Below are 16,676 nucleotides of genomic sequence, written 5' to 3'. Positions count from 1 at the left end.
CATTAAAATCCTTGTCTTTCTGTTTTGAATCGAAATAAAAAACAGGGGCAAAGCCGCCCCTAACTGATGTGGTTTATCAATCTACCAATGGGTATACGCCATTTTCGTCATGGGTTTCCTGGCCTGTGATCGGCGGGTTAAACACGCAAGCCATCACCATGTCGGCACCTTTGTATGCACGCAGGTAATGCTCGTCGTGCTTGTCGAGGATATACAGTGTGCCGGGTTTGATGGGGTAGGTTTCACCGCCTACTACTTCAATCTCACCTTCACCGGACATGCAGTACACCGACTCCAAATGGTTTTTGTAATGGATATGGGTTTCAGTGCCTTTAAAGATGGTGGTGATATGGAACGAAAAGCCCATTTGGTCATCTTTCAGCAACATGCGAACGCTTTCCCATGTCTCGGCAACGACGCGGCGTTCACTGTTTTTACACGCTTCCAGAGTTCTTACGATCATGGTTCTTTCTTTCCTTATGACGCTTTACGGGTCAGTGTGTTGGCAACGTCTTGTGCCGCTTTTTCAAAAATCTGCAAGCCTTGCTCCAGCTCAGATTCGCTAATGGTCAGTGGGCAGAAAAACTTTACCACTTCATCATCTGGACCTGCGGTTTCGATGATCATGCCTTTCTCGAAACAACGGCGCGAAATGGCACTGGCGATGTCACCGTTTTTACACTCAATACCCTGCATCATGCCGCGGCCTTTGGCACGGACGAACAGTGAAGACAGCCGCGTGAGTGAGCGGTCAATGGTTTTTGTTACCTGACGGCTGCGTTCAGCAATATGGCTTTCGAACTCACTATTTTGCCAGTAGCTTTCAATGGCTTTTGTTGCAGTGATAAAAGCATGGTTGTTACCACGAAACGTACCGTTATGCTCGCCGGGTGACCACTTATCCAGTTCAGGCTTCAGTAGTACCAGTGCCATTGGTAGCCCATAACCACTGATAGATTTCGACAGGGTGACCATGTCCGGTTTGATGCCTGAAGGTTCAAAACTGAAGAAAGTGCCAGTACGGCCACAACCAGCCTGGATATCATCAACAATCAGCAAAATACCGTGGGCTTTACATATTTTGCTCAGTTTTTGCAGCCACGCATTGGACGCCACGTTCAGGCCACCTTCACCTTGCAGGGTTTCCAGTAGCACTGCAGCCGGTTTATCCAGACCACTGGAGTTATCATTCAGCATGGTTTCAAACAGGGCTAGGCCATCAACGTCGGCATAGCCTTCATAAGGAATGCGTGATGTACCAAACAACGGCATGCCGGCACCGCCACGGTGGTGTTGATTACCGGTAGCCGTTAATGCACCCATGGTGCAACCGTGGAAGCCATTAGTAAACGTGATGATATTGGTACGGCCCGTCACTTTGCGTGCAAGCTTCATCGCTGCTTCAACCGCGTTGGTGCCGGTAGGTCCTGTGAACTGCACTTTGTAATCAAGATTTCGTGGCGCGAAGATGTGATTACGGAGTGCGGTTAGAAAAGCGGCTTTTGCGTCAGTAAACATATCGAGGCCGTGGGTAATGCCATCGCTGTCGATATAGTCCATCAACGCTTTCTTCAGAACTGGATTATTGTGGCCATAGTTAAGTGAGCCTGCACCAGCAAGGAAGTCGATGTAGCGTTCTCCTGCTTCAGTGGTTAACCAACAACCTTTCGCTGAAGTGAATACCACCGGAAAGTTATTACAATATGATCTAACGTTTGACTCTTGCTTGTTAAAAATGTCCATGAGGATTCCGTTCTATTTCTATTAATGTTTGTTTTTCAAAGGGATGTGATACAGGTATTCCGTATCGTGTCGACCTTTGAAATGTTGTTCCTCGTCGAGAAACACGCTTACTGATCCTTGCTTGCCATTGGCAGCATCCAGCTTCTTAAACAGACGCCAGGAGCCTTCGTTTGATTCAGTGATGGTTGTTTCTACTGCGGTGATTTCCTGAAGATGCTCGCGCATCAAGAGCTCTTGCAGCATTTGATAGGCGAGGCCCAGACCACGCATGTCGGGGGCGACGGCAACTTGCCAGACAAACAGGTGGTTGGGGGCATCCGGCTTGCGATAACCGGAAATAAACCCAGCAACTTTACCGTTGAATTCTGCGAGAACGCAGGTGTTATTGAAGTGGGATGATTGAAGGAAATTGCAGTACGAAGAGTTTTCATCGAGTGGCGGGCAATGGGCGATCAGGTTATGGATCTTGATGCCATCATCCATCCTCGGTGTACGAAACACCCATGCATCTTGATCCGTCCTTAAACGTTTTAACGTTGCGTATTGGTTAATCGTCTCGGTGCTCATGTTGATTACTTATCCTTTAGTGGCCTAAGTATTTAGTCCGCTTAAATGATACATGCTGTGGATTTTTTATCAAGGCCATGTTGGGGATGAGTGAGTTTGTGTCTATATCATGATGTTTTAAGGCGATGATAAAAAATCAAATCAAAACACATATATTTAGAGGTGTAATTAATGTGTCAATAAATGTTCACCTTAATGCAACGTGTGATCAGGCTTAAGCGCAAGTGGTTCAACTTATTTAACGTATCGTATTAAGAAGTTTTAAGCTGTGTTTTTGAACGTTTCACGTTGTAAACTTTCAATCATATTTTGAGGCTAATAAAAAAGAAGTGGATTAGAGACGTAAATTATCTACACGAATAATGCTAACTGATTGAAACTTATTTGAATTCATTGAGACTTAATTTTCCTAGGTTAATAATCATCAAGCCATTAGACTCAGCGCCAAAATAATAAAAATAATCATTAACAGCATTTTTATACTCTAACCCTCAAAAAGGCACAGAAAGTCACAATGAGTCCTGAACAACACCTTACCCAATGGCAAAAGAGTCAATCCGACGCAGAAACCATGTCTCCCCTGATCAGTAAGCTGTACCGTGAAAAGGGTGTGGAAATCCAGATTTATGGCCGGGCTGTTATCAATGCAAGTACCATTGATTTACTGAAATCCCACCGAGTAGCGCGCTGGTATACCGGTCAGGAAATAACCACTGCACTTACCCTTCCTATTCTAGAAGCATTGTCTGAATTACCGCTTTCCGCATGCCGTATTGATCTGGGTAGACTGGCTGAGCTCTACTGGCGTGATCATGATGACCTTGCTCAACTTGATGATTTCCTAAAAACAGCAATCGCTGACCTGCCGCTATCCACGAGTCTTAAGGAGCCCAGAGATATCGTGTTGTATGGCTTTGGCAGAATCGGCCGTCTGGTCACACGCTTGATGATAGAAAAAAGCGGACCGGGATACCCGTTGCGACTCCGGGCGATTGTTGTACGTGGCGGCAAAGATGGCGACTTGGAAAAACGCGCCAGCTTGCTGCGTCGTGATTCTGTTCACGGGCCTTTTAATGGTTCAATTCTGGTTGACCACGCCCGTAACGCCCTGATCGTGAATGGTAATTACATTCAGATTATTTATGCGAACCATCCTTCTGACGTGGACTACGAAGCGTACGGCATTAAAAACGCGGTAGTGGTCGATAACACCGGCATGTGGCGTGATGTTGATGGCCTGAGCAACCACCTGACGGCGAAAGGCGCGGCGAAAGTGCTGCTGACAGCGCCTGGCAAGGGTGACATTAAAAACATCGTCTTTGGCGTTAACCATGGTGACATTGAAGACAGCGACACCATTGTGTCTGCGGCGAGTTGTACCACCAATGCTATCACGCCAGTGCTGAAAGCGATGCATGATCGCTATGGCGTAGAGTCGGGGCACATCGAAACGGTTCACTCGTTTACCAATGATCAGAACCTGATTGATAATTTCCACAGTGGTGATCGTCGTGGCCGTGCTGCGTCCCTGAATATGGTCCTGACCTCGACCGGTGCTGCTAAAGCCGTTGCCAAGGCACTACCAGCGCTGAAAGGTAAGCTGACCGGAAACGCGATTCGTGTACCAACGCCGAATGTGTCGATGGCGATTGCCAACCTCAATCTGGGCAAAGCCGTAGACCGCGAGTCGCTCAACGCGTATCTGCGCGAAACCGCATTGATGTCTCCGCTGTCCGGTCAGATTGACTACACCCAGTCTACCGAGATTGTCTCTTCAGACATCGTTGGCTCCCGTTATGCGGGGGTGGTGGACAGTGAAGCGACCATTGCAGACGGGAACCGTTGCGTACTCTACATTTGGTATGACAACGAGTTTGGTTACAGTTGTCAGGTCATCCACTGTATTGAGCAGATGGCAGGCGTCCAATACGCCGTGATCCCACCCTTGCACCAGTAGGTTGGGGACAAGGTAAGCAGCGATGTGTTCACTTCGCCCGGATGTATAAGCAATCGCGATTGCCATCGTTTACATCACAACAGTAGGGGTGAAGGGTACTGTTTAGTCGTGCTTCTTTGGATGAAGGTGCTCACTAGAGCACCTTTAAAAACAACGTGCAGTGGGCGTCGTTGGTTATAAAAACCGTTCCATTGTGATTTCATCAATGTAGTTTTCGCCGATCTTAGCCTGTTTCTTGGCCCGGCCTGATACCTCAAACCCCTGCTTTGTGTAGGTTTGCAGTGCGGCATCATTGTCAGCGCGAACCTGTGCAACCAGTTTTTCAAACCCGCGTGACCGGGCGATATCCAGCATGGTGGAAAACAGCGCCGTTGCAATGCCCTGACGGTGATATTGCTTTGCGACATAGGTGTTGACGATGCCGACGTGATCCAATGCTCGGGAGTAGTTGGCAAATGGTTCAACGGTTTGATAGCCGACAATCTCTTTGGTGTCTTTCTCTTCCGCGACCAGAAACACCCCATTTACCGGGAAATACTGGATAAGAAAGCTTTGATCTGACACTGAAAAAAGAGAGTCGAGAAGAATATAGCGGCCACTTCGAATGATGGGGTTGATGATATCGGTGATGCGTCTTGCATCTGAGTCCAACGCAGTTCTTATTGTTAGGTTCATTGTGGTTTCTATGGCGTTTAAACAAGCAAAAATGATGGCGAAGCGTAACGAAAAACAGGTACGCCCGCCACAAGAATTACCCGAATATTACCCGGTTAAAAAGCCTTCTCTCGACTTCCGCATCGGCAATATCCATGGGTGAGAAGGTGACAACCTGTCCCGGTTGGCGCTGGGAAAGCTGCCCTGCCCCTAAGCTGCTTAAACAGCCAATTTTGGGGTAACCGCCAATGGTCTGCCTGTCTTTCATCAGCACGATTGGCTGGCCGTCACTCGGGATCTGGATAGCGCCAAACGCGATTCCTTCAGAGATAATGCCATCCAGACGGCTTGTTACCGGCGCACCGGATAAACGGTAGCCCATGCGGTCGATATTCTGGCTGACTTCATACCTGCTGGTGAAAAACGTCATTTGTTCGCTGTGGCCGAATGACGCATTCTGGTACGCGGCAATAACCCCAAGCGCCAGCGGCGCATCGTAATCTGGAATGGCCCACGTTGGTGTGCGCTGTTCACTGAACACCGACGTCGCGGTGAAAGGAAGGATATCGCCTGCTGCCAGCGGGTCACCTTTTCCGGTTAAGCCGCCCAACTGCTCGCGTTTCACGGTGGCACAGCTGCCGAGTTTTGGCGCACAGTCAAAGCCTCCGGTGACGGCAAGATACGCCCGTAGTCCGGTTTTCGGTGAACCAAACGCCAGTTCATCACCCGGTTTGATGGCGTAGGTTCGCCATGGTTTCAGGGCACTATCGTTCAGGGTCGCGGACAGATCGGCACCGGTCAGGGCAATGGTTGTGTTGGCGTTTGCCCTTAGCTGGAGTTGGCCAAAAGTGATTTCCAGCTGCGCGGCATCCGGGCTGTTTCCCAATAGCCGGTTTGCCCAGTAAAACGCATGTTCATCCATCGGGCCACCGGTGGTAATGCCTAAATGCTGGAAACCCACGCGACCGCTGTCTTGCAGCAGGGTAAGCATGCCGGGGTTCACGACGTTAAAACTCATCGCACGCTCCCATTCATAACACACCACCTTGTTTCAAAAACTCCTCCCGGTCTATAGGACAAAATTTCACCCGATTGCCGACATTCACTTTGGCCAATGAATCGCTGTCCCAGTCCACCATATTGAGTGGCGTACGGCCGATGATTTGCCAGCCTCCCGGTGTGCTGCTTGGGTAAATTGCCGTCTGGTTATCTGCCAGCCCTACGCTTCCGGTTGGTACTTTCAGCCGTGGCGTGGATTTACGCGGAACGACAATGGCGTCATCCAGACTGCCAAGGTAGGCAAACCCCGGGCTAAAGCCGATGGCATACACACGGTATTCCCGCTGGCTATGGAGCTTGATGACGGATGCGCTGTCGAGGCCAGTTTTTTCGCAGACGTCTGGCATATCCAGCGCGACTTCCTCGCCGTAATAAACGGGGATCTCGACGACCTGATTGTCGCTGCGGTCATTGATTTCGCTGGTGGTTGATGCCAATGACAGACGGATGCGTTTGATGATGTCAAAACGATCAGTGCGGTTTAAATCAAACCCAACCAACATAGAGTTGTAAGAGGGGATCATATCGGTGACCAAATCGCCGAGACTTTCCCTGACCTGAAAGATGGCACGGTTCACGTCCGCAGCAACCGTTTCATCAATGTTGTCGCCAAAGTACACAATCAGCGTCTGCTCATTCACTGATTCAATCCGCGCCATTTGCCCTCCATTGTGTCAGGGCGTTGGCGACAGCGGAGGCATGGGGGCCGTCGCCGTGGATGCAAAGTGTATCTGCCTCAATCTTGAGGGTTTTACCACTTAACGTCGTCACCGTTCCTTGTTCAATGATTTGTTGAACCTGCTCGATAATGGCATTTGCGCTGCCATGTACAGCCCCGTCGATGCGGCGATCAACAAGGAATCCTTCGTCGTCGTATGCGCGGTCAGAAAAGGCTTCGAACATCAGGTCTATACCGATATCGGCAGCCATATCAAGTATGGGCTGGCGCTTGGGAATAGCCATTACCACCAAGGGGCAGCCCGGCGCTGCGGCTTTCACGGCGCGCATGACTGTTTCCAGCACTGCCATGTCTTTCATCATGGTGTTGTAGAGGGCACCGTGAGGCTTTACGTAATTCACTACGGTGTTTTGTTGCTGGCAGATGCCTTTCAGTGCGCCGATTTGATAGCCAAGCCAGGCGTAAAGTTCCTGTTCGGTACAGTCAAATTGGCGGCGGCCAAATCCCATCAAATCTGGGTAGCCGGGGTGGGCGCCAATGGTGACACCCTGTTCCAATGCCAAAGCAACCGTCTTTTGCATGGTGACCGGATCGGAGGCATGAAAACCACAGGCTATGCTTGCCATGTCTATGCATGGCATCACCTCGGCGTCTTTTCCCATGGTCCAGGCGCCAAAGCTCTCTCCCATGTCGCAGTTTAATTTCATCTCAACTTACTCCTTGTTGTCCTGCCTTCTGGGAGGCAGTGACGTATCTTTTTTCCGTTAGCGTTGACTCATGGTGGTTGGCAGGTAAGTCACGATTTCCGGGAAGACGGTGATCAACACTAATCCCAGAAGAATCATCATAAAAAACGGAAACGCGGCGCGTGCGACATACAGAATGTTTTTGCCGGTTAGCGCCTGGAAACGTAAAGCCCGGGTCAGTTTCAATGCGTTTCAGGTTCATGGGCTGCGTAACAAACTGCGTGTACCTGAAAAGATAGAGCAAAAACAAAAGGATTCAATCGCGTAGGTGATTTCTGGGATGTTGGGATAGGCCACGAGGTTCTTTGCCGTGATGAAAAGAACCCGCTTTATTCAGCGGGCTCTGGCTTTTCTTTATTCGTAGGTGATCTCACCGTTTGGTTCGAACGCTGTTACGTCGATAGGGGAGTGATTCTGGATGAACTCCTTCAGCACTTCGGCATCAACGTAACCGGTATTCACAAATGCAGGGTGATCAGTAATTTTCGGGTAGCCATCGCCACCGGCGGCATTAAAAGATGGCACCGTGAAGCGATAAGTTTGTGCTGGGTCTAATGTAACGCCGTTGATTTTTACGTCAGAAACTTTGTCTGCTTCCACCGTCATGCTGACACCGGCAAACTGCACATAGGCACCGGAATCTTTGGTTTTTGTCCCCACCACATTCAGGTATTGCTGTACTTCTTCACCTGTCATGTCGACGTAAGTCACCATGTTGGCAAACGGTTGCACGCGTAGCACATCTTTATAGGTAACGTCACCGGCTTCGATGGAAGCACGCACACCGCCTGAGTTCATCACGGCAAAGTCTGCTTTCGCACGCTCTTTGTGTGACTCTGCAATCAAGCGACCGAGGTTGGTTTGGTTGTTGCGTACAATGTTACGTTCACCCACCAAATCAGCGTTAATGTTGCCAATCACTATCTCCAGCGCAGCCTGACCTTTTTCTTTATACGGTTTCAGGGTGTTGTACACCTCGGGATCTTGTGCAATTTCATCCTGAATAAAGACGCGGACTTTTTTGCCATCCACGGTTACTTTCTTCTTCAGGTTCACCGGGATCAGTTCATAAGATTGCAGTTCGAACTCGCCGTTTTTAAAGGTAAAGTCAGCGCGGCCGACATACTTACCCCATTCGTGCGCCTGTACAATAGTCGTGCCGTTCTGTACATCAGGCTTACACTCATCACCCGGTTTGAACGCTGCCGGTTTGTTAGGTGCTTCCATACATACGGGTTCTTGCGAGTGTCCACCCACGATCATGTCCAGATCGCCTTCGTTGAGGTAGCGTGCCAGCAGTACATCACCCGGTGCGTTGGAGCCATGGTTACCATTAACGTAATGACCCATATGGGTTGCAGCAATGATCACATCAGGGTTGTGTTCGCGTTTCAGTTCCGCAATCACTTTTTTGGCTTCTTCTTTAGGATCGGTAAAGGTGATTTCAGAGATGAACTCTGGGTTACCAATCTTCGCGGTATCTTCAGTCGTCAGGCCAATTACCGCAATCTTCACGCCTTGTTTGTCGAAGATCTTGTAGGGTTCAAACATGCGCTCACCATCTTGATAGATGTTGGCAGCCAGGAAGGGAAAATTCGCCCATTCTACCTGTTGGGCCAGCACATCAAGCGGGTTATCAAATTCATGGTTGCCCACGGCCATTGCGTCGTAGCCAATCATGTTCATACCAAGAAAGTCAGGCTTTGCATCCTGTAAATCAGATTCTGGTACGCCGGTATTGATGTCACCACCGGACAGCAACAGAACAGCGCCGCCTTCGTTCTCGACTTCTTCACGAATCTGTTTGATCAGTGTCGCGCGGGCAGCCATACCAAGCTCGCCTTTACTGTTCTGCCAGAAGTTACCGTGGTTGTCGTTGGTGTGGATGATGGTGATGTCGTAGGATTTGTCCTGTACCCATGATGGGGCTTGTTCTGTGTTCGTGGCACAGCCAGCCAACACAGAGGTCGCCAGCAGGGACAAAGCAAGGTTTCTTTTTTTCATGATTGCCTCAACGCGTGGAAAGCGCCCCCATAAATGAGGGCGAAAAGTAAGGGAAGTGGAGACTTAGAACCAGTAGAAGGCTTTAACAAACATCAGCGCGCCAGATTCTCCCTTGTCCAGTACGTCACCTGCTGCGATTTCGGCCGCCAGTTTGACGTTTTTGGCGTACATGTAATCAGCACCGAACACGCCATAGATGTTGGCATCCGCGTCGCCTTTGGTGTCTTCATAGTTGAACGTGGCGATCAGATTGGTTTTGCTATTCAGTGCGTATTTGCCGCCAATGTTTGCACCGATGGTGTTTTTGTCTTTGCCGCCATTGAAGTTTTTGGTTTGGTCGAATACCAGACCGCCCAGGGTGAAGTTGTCAAACTCCATTTCAGCATGCGCAGAATAGATCTCGGTTTCTTTGCCTTTTTCGCCACCCAGGATCACAGTGAAGTCATCGCCGTAGTACCCGATATAGCCGTTAGTGACTGCGCCATACAGAGAGTCAGTTTTGTAGGAGTATTTCACTGGCTCGCCATCAACAGTTTCACCATCCCAACCTTCCAGCGAGTGGGATACTGATAGCTTGATGCTGCCATAGTTACCAATGTAGCGAATGGTATTGTCCTGATCGCCCGCTTCTGAAATGCCCGCGCCCAGTTCGTTGGTCATGTCACCGAAAGAGTCGACTTTGTCGTATGCCGTATCGGTACGGCCAAATTCCAGTGCATGGTGATCGGCAAACTTGAAACCCACCATGATCTTGTCAATGGCCAGACGAAGATTGTTGTCGGCAGTCCAATCTTCACGTTCTGCGTCGACTTCGAACTTGCCGTAGAAGTTGCCAGTTTGGCCTTTCAGACCGATGGTTGCAAAAGACTGATCGACATAGGTTGTATCTGTGCCAAACGGTGTCTTGTCAGTGTCAGAGACAAAAGTACCTCCCACCTCTGCGCCACCATAAGCTTTAATGTTGTCGCCGTTATCGTTTTTATAAATTGTTGCTGCTTGGGCTGTTCCTGCTACCAGAGAAGACAAAACCACTGCTAATAATGTTTTATTCATTTTCTGTCCTTAAATAGATACCACTCATTGGCCTTAAAAACAGTAGACATGTAAATTTTCTCAAACAAGAGATAGTTATTGATTTGTTTATTATTTTTTATTTTTCTGCGACTAATTTAACAGGCAAACGTTTCCGCTTTTATTTTGCGTGTTCACAATATGATCAACTGAAATGTTTGATTAATGAAATGCAACATATTGAAACAATGTTGAACGTAGGCTTAATATCACAAAATAAACATGAATTGCTTTTTATGTTTGTTATCTAATCAATATCGGCGTTTGGCGGTTATTTGTCGGACAGGGTAAGAGAGGCTTTTTGTGAATTACTTTGCTATAAACATGAGTAAAAATTCAATCTTGAGCTCTGTCAGGTGAGGAGGAATTACCGACATCTACGGCCTGATTTACAGTTGGTTGAGTGCCTGTCTTCTTCGATCTTGCTCCAGGTTTGTCCCTGATCTGAACTGATAAAGTGGTATCGGTTGAAATTGCCTATACCGGTTACGCCGTCATTCCGAGCCGACAGCAGTATTCGACCATCATTAAGCTCCACCATGTCTGCCTCACTGGGTTCGAGCATGAATGTTGGCGTTTGTTGACCAGCGTGCCATGTCACACCATGATCATCGCTATAAATAGAGACAACAGAAAGCTGGGTAAAGGCATCCAGGACAATTGCCGGGAAGATTAGACGGCCACTGGATAGCTGAATCCCTTGCCCAGGACCGGCATTAATGCTGCGCCAATCAGGGTCTCCTCTGCCATTGCTGGCGCTGGTTGTTGTTCAGCCTTGCTCTGAGGGGGGCTTGATGACAGATCCATTGACGCGTAAATCTACCAGATAGCGCGTATGGCCATTACCAAAGTACTGTGCGTTGCATGCTCCTTCAGCCACGCGTGCGTTCCAGCGCAGTGACTAGACTTGGGATGCCGCATTGTTGAGTTGAGATGTTGAAGGTGTTACTGACCACGTTTGTCCATGATCATCACTGGATGCGCGCCCTTCCGCAAATGCGACTAAAGAATTATCTTTTGCCACGACGATAGAGGGGATTCTGTAATGGCTACTGCCACCTTCACCGCCTTTAAAGACCACAACATCGCGCAGGCTTGAGAGACAAACTGAGAACTTTGTTTTATTTTTGATACAACCAGTCTGACAAAACAATAACCTATATGTAGAGTGCGATTTGGCAATGGATTACATTTATTTTTGGGATTGATATCTATGTTTAGAACGATGCCAGCGCATCAGTTCGACACGTTAAACGTTGATATGCGGCACACATTGTTGTTGTTTGCAAAAGCGCTTAACTATGTTGGCATTGATGACTGTTATCACAGCCATCGTGTCGCATATATCAGTGCTAACTGCGCACATACGATGAGATGGAACGCAAAGAAAGTTCAAAAGAGCTTTTTCGCGGGCCTTATTCACGACTGTGGTGTCTCAAAATCAACTGAGCATGAAATGCTGCTAAAACAAATGCGACCTGATGACGTTGAAGCGCATTGTCATCGTGGATATGAAGCCTTGATAGAATGCTCAATCCTTAGAGGGTTTGCCCAGATTATCCGTCATCACCACACACCTTGGGAACTGCTTTCCAGACTAGAGATGAACAACGATGACCGTGATATAGCAGCACTGATCTTTTTGGCTGATAGGGTAGACTTTCTGCGCGCCACGCATGTGGGGCATGTGGGGATGGGAGACGAGTATTTACTTCCGTTACATAAAGAAGAGATTGAACAAGGGTTACGGATGTATGCCGGATCACTTTTCCGGCCTGATTTTGTTGAAGCCATGTGCCAACTCATCGCGACGGATAGTTTCTGGTACAAAATGGATGTGGAACATATTGAGTCCACTGCTCTCTCTTTTGATGCTGATCCCTGGTATGACCAAACACTCACCATTACTGAGCTGACGGAAGTGGCAATGTTTCTTGTCAGGTGGGTTGATGCCAAAAGTCCATTTACTTACCACCATTCACTGCGCGTCGCGAACCTGGTCTACTTCCTTGCTGAAAGAATGAATTTGTCAGCGCAAACATGTGATTTACTTTATGTATCTGGTTTGGTTCATGATGTGGGTAAGCTAAGAACCCCGAATGAGTTGTTGAATAAAACCTCGGAACTCACTGCTAATGAGTTCGCCCAAATAAAGCGTCACGCCATTTATACTGAACTGGCGTTGAACAAAGTTTTCCCTGACTCCAAGATCTGTGAATGGGCCGCAAACCACCACGAGTTTCTGGACGGCTCGGGCTACCCTTACCAGAAAAAAGGGGATGAGCTGGATTTACCCTCGCGTATTCTTACTTTCTGCGATATTTTTCAGGCCCTGTCACAAGACCGACCTTACCGTGAGCGTATGTCACTGGAGAAGAAGTTGCAGTTCATGTCTAACATGGTGTTGCAGGGTAAGATTGATGGCGAGGTGTTTAGCTGTGCGTTGGACAATCTTTTAGTTTGCGAATCACTGGCTTGTGATTAGCCAAAACCCTTCCGTTGCTTTCTAGCTTCTTTTTACCTTCATGTTAGTCACGATCAGATAGATGAATCCTGAATCTTCAAGTTGGCTGGGTATACACGAATGGAAGATCTTGGTTCCAATATTTTAAATGAGTAGTGTCTAAGAAGAGAGCCCTTCCATCTTTCTTAGATGCAAAGAATTCGTGTGAAATGAATTTTAGCGTATCGTGATAAACGTAATTTGATGAAATCTATTTATCGTATTTCACATGCACATTTGAATGCATTCCCATACATCAAAAGTGAAAAGTTTTTACAGGTGGTGTTTATTTTTAGTGATTGGAAGATCCGTTTTATATAAAAACACATAGTGGATATGAATATAATATCATATCCATGCTACGTCTGAGTCATTTATAAGATGATGGGTCTTGTATGAAACTATATGACAAATTTTGATGCGTGTGTTTATTTGCATATACTAATTATTTTTTATTTAAAACAGAAAGATAGCATTAATAAAGCTTGCAATTACCAAAACTGAGACATTTTTTTTGTAATTCACTTGGCGCAAAGCTGATATGTTTTCTATTAATAATAAATAAGTCATAGAAATATCTTGGAGGGAAAAGACGCTATCATTAATAAGCTTTCAGTGAGTAAACGTGTTTTTAAACCCTTTTTTACGATTAAAACAAAAAGTGAACGGGAGAGGGTGAGACTACGGCGGGCAAATACTAAAAAAGATAGCAAGCCATAGTTAAGAAGGGTGAGTCTATTCGTTATTTTCAGCATTGATAGGACATTGGGTTGGTGGGGAGAGTGAAGAATACTAAACATGTTGCAGTTATAGATGATTCTAAGTCTGTCTTATTGTTGATTAAAAAAATGCTGAGTTGCCTAGGGTATGACAAGGTGACTTGTTTTTCGTGCCCCGAAAAGGCATTGAAAGAAATTAACGATAAGCCAACTTGCTTCGACGTCGTTTTTACTAATTTAGGCATGCCAGATATTGACGGAATGTGTGTGATCCGTGAGTTAGGGAAAATGAACTTTCGTGGGGGGGTCTGCATTATCTCTGATCTTGAAAACCGGGTAACAGAGCTCGCGGCGGAAATCGCCAAGTTACAGTGGGTGTACTTGCTGGGAAGCATTGCTAAACCTATTACGTTGGATGCATTGGATAGCGTTTTGAATAAGTTGCCCAGGCAAAATGAATTCCAGTGTCCTCAAAACGCTGAGATGAAACGTGATGAACTGATCAAGTACATCATCGATGATAATGTGGTTCCTCATTATCAACCTAAAGTCAATCCGAGAACCAGGAAGGTTGACAGTGTTGAAGTATTGGCGCGGATTTATGATTCCCAACGTTCGGTTGTTTTTCTGCCAAACTGCTTTTTGGGTACCGCAATAGAGCATGGATTGGTTGATTTGTTGACGACAACCATTGCAGAAAAAACAGCGGCAGACATGGATACGCTCTCCGGAATATTCGGAGAAGAGGTGACCGTCAGTATCAATCTTTCTGCGCAACAGTTGGACGATCTCAGTATTCCAAATAGGTTGGATGCGTTATTCAAAGCGAAGAATATCCTCCAAACCCGCATTACACTGGAAATTACCGAAGAATCAGCACTTAGTTCTCCCGAGCAGCTAGAGTCCTTGAATCGGTTAAGGATGCAGGGTTTTGGTGTGTCTCTTGATGATTTTGGCACCGGGTTTGCCAACTTCCGCCTGCTCCGTCATTTGCCCTTCACAGAGGTGAAAGTAGATCGTTCTCTTATCAGTCAGATTCATCTCGATCATTTTGGTCAGGCAATTGTTCGCTCACTGACAGACTTCTCGGTAACATCTGATTGCAAAGTGGTGGCTGAAGGGGTTGAACTTCAGGAAGAACTTGATTATATCATGTCAAATTATCCGTCGATGTTAGTCCAGGGTTTCTTGATATGCCGTCCGAAGCCTATTCATGAGCTTAAGAGTTGGTATCAAACCTGGCTCTCGCGATGTGAGGCTGAGGCGCATATTAAACCCTGATCAAGGAAAACCCAGTGAATATAGCTCACCGGGTTTTCTTGATTTTTGCCTCATCTCTTCAGCTCTCCCTACGTTTTTCTCCGTAATACTGCCGCTTTTAGCAAACCGGTTTACCCGACTGTGTTTAATAATGAGATTTTGTGCTAATGGTGAAATATCAATAACAATGTTGATAGGGAGTTTGCCTAAGATGTGCCTTTAGATAAAGGACTAAAGTTTGGTTTATTAGTATGTAAGGTTAATTTCCTACACACGCAATTTTTCAGTTTATTCTTTAAATATCTATCTATTAAATAAGGAAATCTAACTCATTGCCATGGCAAATGATATCTTAAATTAAGATTGTAGTACTATAGTACCGCCACAACAATATTATTGCTTATATAATCTCATTCCAGTAATCACTAACTTTATATTTTATAAAGCAATGGATGGGTATATGTAACCCTCCCCGAAAAGCGGGTCATTAGCAATTAGAGTTTTTCCGTTTACACTGAAACGAACGGAGAACGTCTGATGAAAAAATCACGCTACACGGAATCGCAAATCGTCAAGATCCTCAAAGAAGTGGAAGCGGGTCGAAAAGTGAACGAAGTCTGCCGTGAATACGGCATTTCCGATGCAACTTACTACAACTGGAAATCCAAGTACGGCGGCATGGAAGCTTCTGATGTTAAACGACTGAAAGAGCTAGAAGACGAAAACCGAAGGCTCAAACAGATGTTTGCAGATCTCAGCCTCGAGCATCGTATTGTCAAAGATATCTTAGAAAAAAAGCTGTAACGCCAGCGGTTAAACGTGAACTTGTGGAATACGTTCGGCAACACTTTCAGGCCAGCTTAAGGATGGCCTGCCGCGTGGTTGGCATCAGTGATTCAGTGTATCGGTATCGTCCTGACCCGCATCGTGATGATGAAGTCATTGCCAAGCTGCAGGAAGCGGTAGAACGTTACCCTGCGTATGGTTTTGGAAAGCTCTTCAAAGTCCTTAAACGTTGGGGGCACGGTAAGCGGTAAGTAAACCAGTGAAGCCTCAGTCAACGCTACTCAGATCAACATTCCACGGCATCAGATCCGACATATCATCGGCGAGTGAACGCTTTGGCAACTCCGTGAACAGGTGCCGGAAGTAATAGTAAGGATTGATATCATTCGCACGACACGTCATCACCAAGCTATACAGATTGGCACTGGCTTTCGCGCCACCGACTGACGTTGAGAACATCCAGTTTTTTCGCCCCGTCGTGAACGGACGGATATCCCGCTCTGTCACATTGTTGTCGATGCTGATATGTCCATCTTCCAGGTAGGTCAGCAGTTTGGGCCACTGATTCTTGGTGTAGGTGATAGCCTGGCCTAGTGCCCCTTTCGGCAACACACTCAGGCTATCCAGCCACGCTTTAAAGTCATTCAGGATGGGCAGGCTTTCTTGCATCCTCATCTGTTGGCGCGCTTGTGCCGACAGGTCTTTGGCTCGCTTCTCTATCCCGTACAGTTTGGCGATAAAGGCTAAGGCTTTTTCGGGCTTTCCCGCCTTTTTCGACGGGGATGCCTTTTGGGCATCAGTGAATTTTCGGCGCACATGCGCCATGCACGCCGCTTGAGTGACACCGTCTACGGTGTCATACGCACTGTAACCATCGGACAACAGATAACCGTGGTAATCACCGAGGAACTCACGCACACATGCGCCT

General features: G+C 47.1%; 14 protein-coding genes and 2 pseudogenes. 4 read left to right on the top strand and 12 right to left on the bottom strand.

The window, feature by feature from the left end; all coding sequences use genetic code 11:
- Nucleotides 1–76 precede the first annotated feature (76 nt).
- From VHA_RS11180 to ectA, 3 genes are read right to left on the bottom strand one after another with little or no spacing between them, the layout of a single operon-like run.
- Nucleotides 77–463, bottom strand: coding sequence for an ectoine synthase (locus VHA_RS11180; protein ID WP_005504330.1), 387 nt, complete (start codon nucleotides 461–463; stop codon nucleotides 77–79).
- A gap of 14 nt (nucleotides 464–477) precedes the next feature.
- Entirely contained in the window at nucleotides 478–1,743 is a 1,266-nt protein-coding gene (gene ectB, locus VHA_RS11175; protein ID WP_040528805.1) for a diaminobutyrate--2-oxoglutarate transaminase, read from the bottom strand.
- A 21-nt stretch (nucleotides 1,744–1,764) separates the two neighbouring features.
- The gene (gene ectA / locus VHA_RS11170) at nucleotides 1,765–2,310 is read right to left on the bottom strand and encodes a diaminobutyrate acetyltransferase (protein ID WP_005504323.1); all 546 of its coding nucleotides are present in this window, start codon (nucleotides 2,308–2,310) and stop codon (nucleotides 1,765–1,767) included.
- Between the two features lie 514 nt (nucleotides 2,311–2,824).
- On the opposite strand from ectA, the gene VHA_RS11165 reads away from it, so the two are divergent.
- On the top strand, nucleotides 2,825–4,267 hold the full coding sequence (locus tag VHA_RS11165; protein ID WP_005504322.1) for a glyceraldehyde-3-phosphate dehydrogenase: 1,443 nt from the start codon (nucleotides 2,825–2,827) through the stop codon (nucleotides 4,265–4,267).
- Between the two features lie 174 nt (nucleotides 4,268–4,441).
- Here VHA_RS11165 and VHA_RS11160 read toward each other — a convergent pair whose 3' ends face one another.
- From VHA_RS11160 to VHA_RS19140, 8 genes and pseudogenes are all read right to left on the bottom strand, one after another.
- Entirely contained in the window at nucleotides 4,442–4,942 is a 501-nt protein-coding gene (locus tag VHA_RS11160) for a GNAT family N-acetyltransferase (RefSeq protein WP_040528803.1), read from the bottom strand.
- A gap of 76 nt (nucleotides 4,943–5,018) precedes the next feature.
- The gene (locus tag VHA_RS11155) at nucleotides 5,019–5,939 is read right to left on the bottom strand and encodes a 5-oxoprolinase subunit C family protein (RefSeq protein ID WP_005504320.1); all 921 of its coding nucleotides are present in this window, start codon (nucleotides 5,937–5,939) and stop codon (nucleotides 5,019–5,021) included.
- Nucleotides 5,940–5,952: 13 nt separating this feature from the next.
- A complete protein-coding gene (gene pxpB / locus VHA_RS11150; protein WP_005504315.1) occupies nucleotides 5,953–6,639 on the bottom strand; it encodes a 5-oxoprolinase subunit PxpB in 687 nt (228 codons plus the stop codon).
- Nucleotides 6,626–7,366, bottom strand: a complete 741-nt coding sequence (locus VHA_RS11145; RefSeq protein WP_005504313.1) for a 5-oxoprolinase subunit PxpA — start codon at nucleotides 7,364–7,366, stop codon at nucleotides 6,626–6,628. The genes pxpB and VHA_RS11145 overlap by 14 nt, the downstream gene beginning before the upstream one ends.
- A gap of 57 nt (nucleotides 7,367–7,423) precedes the next feature.
- Nucleotides 7,424–7,564, bottom strand: a pseudogene (locus VHA_RS18890) (C4-dicarboxylate ABC transporter permease); the annotation flags it as partial.
- Between the two features lie 195 nt (nucleotides 7,565–7,759).
- A complete protein-coding gene (gene ushA / locus VHA_RS11140) occupies nucleotides 7,760–9,409 on the bottom strand; it encodes a bifunctional UDP-sugar hydrolase/5'-nucleotidase UshA (protein ID WP_040528800.1) in 1,650 nt (549 codons plus the stop codon).
- 63 nt (nucleotides 9,410–9,472) lie between these two features.
- Nucleotides 9,473–10,462: a porin gene (locus VHA_RS18450; protein WP_005504301.1), complete on the bottom strand. Its 990-nt coding sequence runs from the start codon at nucleotides 10,460–10,462 to the stop codon at nucleotides 9,473–9,475.
- 385 nt (nucleotides 10,463–10,847) lie between these two features.
- Nucleotides 10,848–11,201 carry an exo-alpha-sialidase gene (locus VHA_RS19140; protein ID WP_226926505.1) on the bottom strand — a complete coding sequence of 118 codons (354 nt, stop codon included), beginning with the start codon at nucleotides 11,199–11,201 and terminating at the stop codon, nucleotides 10,848–10,850.
- A gap of 492 nt (nucleotides 11,202–11,693) precedes the next feature.
- On the opposite strand from VHA_RS19140, the gene VHA_RS11125 reads away from it, so the two are divergent.
- The 3 genes and pseudogenes from VHA_RS11125 to VHA_RS18680 form a co-directional block, all read left to right on the top strand.
- A complete protein-coding gene (locus VHA_RS11125; RefSeq protein WP_005504297.1) occupies nucleotides 11,694–12,965 on the top strand; it encodes an HD-GYP domain-containing protein in 1,272 nt (423 codons plus the stop codon).
- Nucleotides 12,966–13,765: 800 nt separating this feature from the next.
- Nucleotides 13,766–14,983, top strand: coding sequence for an EAL domain-containing response regulator (locus VHA_RS11120; protein WP_040528795.1), 1,218 nt, complete (start codon nucleotides 13,766–13,768; stop codon nucleotides 14,981–14,983).
- Nucleotides 14,984–15,499: 516 nt separating this feature from the next.
- A pseudogene (locus VHA_RS18680) lies at nucleotides 15,500–15,987 on the top strand (transposase); the annotation flags it as partial.
- A 28-nt stretch (nucleotides 15,988–16,015) separates the two neighbouring features.
- Here VHA_RS18680 and tnpC read toward each other — a convergent pair.
- On the bottom strand, nucleotides 16,016–16,676 hold a 661-nt coding region (tnpC, locus tag VHA_RS11105; RefSeq protein ID WP_040528793.1), incomplete at its 5' end, for an IS66 family transposase.

Source organism: Grimontia hollisae CIP 101886, from assembly GCF_000176515.1.
Lineage (GTDB): Bacteria > Pseudomonadota > Gammaproteobacteria > Enterobacterales > Vibrionaceae > Enterovibrio > Enterovibrio hollisae.
Note: the sequence above shows the minus strand (reverse complement) of the source record. Positions and strands in the feature narration are given on the sequence as shown.

What these genes read in the sequence shown, in the direction of transcription:
- VHA_RS11160 (WP_040528803.1), bottom strand. Translation starts at nt 4,942, where the DNA reads ATGAACCTAACAATAAGAACTGCGTTGGACTCAGATGCAAGACGCATC.
- VHA_RS11165 (WP_005504322.1), top strand. Translation starts at nt 2,825, where the DNA reads ATGAGTCCTGAACAACACCTTACCCAATGGCAAAAGAGTCAATCCGAC.
- VHA_RS11180 (WP_005504330.1), bottom strand. Translation starts at nt 463, where the DNA reads ATGATCGTAAGAACTCTGGAAGCGTGTAAAAACAGTGAACGCCGCGTC.
- ectA (WP_005504323.1), bottom strand. Translation starts at nt 2,310, where the DNA reads ATGAGCACCGAGACGATTAACCAATACGCAACGTTAAAACGTTTAAGG.
- VHA_RS18450 (WP_005504301.1), bottom strand. Translation starts at nt 10,462, where the DNA reads ATGAATAAAACATTATTAGCAGTGGTTTTGTCTTCTCTGGTAGCAGGA.
- ushA (WP_040528800.1), bottom strand. Translation starts at nt 9,409, where the DNA reads ATGAAAAAAAGAAACCTTGCTTTGTCCCTGCTGGCGACCTCTGTGTTG.
- VHA_RS11145 (WP_005504313.1), bottom strand. Translation starts at nt 7,366, where the DNA reads ATGAAATTAAACTGCGACATGGGAGAGAGCTTTGGCGCCTGGACCATG.
- ectB (WP_040528805.1), bottom strand. Translation starts at nt 1,743, where the DNA reads ATGGACATTTTTAACAAGCAAGAGTCAAACGTTAGATCATATTGTAAT.
- VHA_RS11155 (WP_005504320.1), bottom strand. Translation starts at nt 5,939, where the DNA reads ATGAGTTTTAACGTCGTGAACCCCGGCATGCTTACCCTGCTGCAAGAC.
- VHA_RS11125 (WP_005504297.1), top strand. Translation starts at nt 11,694, where the DNA reads ATGTTTAGAACGATGCCAGCGCATCAGTTCGACACGTTAAACGTTGAT.
- pxpB (WP_005504315.1), bottom strand. Translation starts at nt 6,639, where the DNA reads ATGGCGCGGATTGAATCAGTGAATGAGCAGACGCTGATTGTGTACTTT.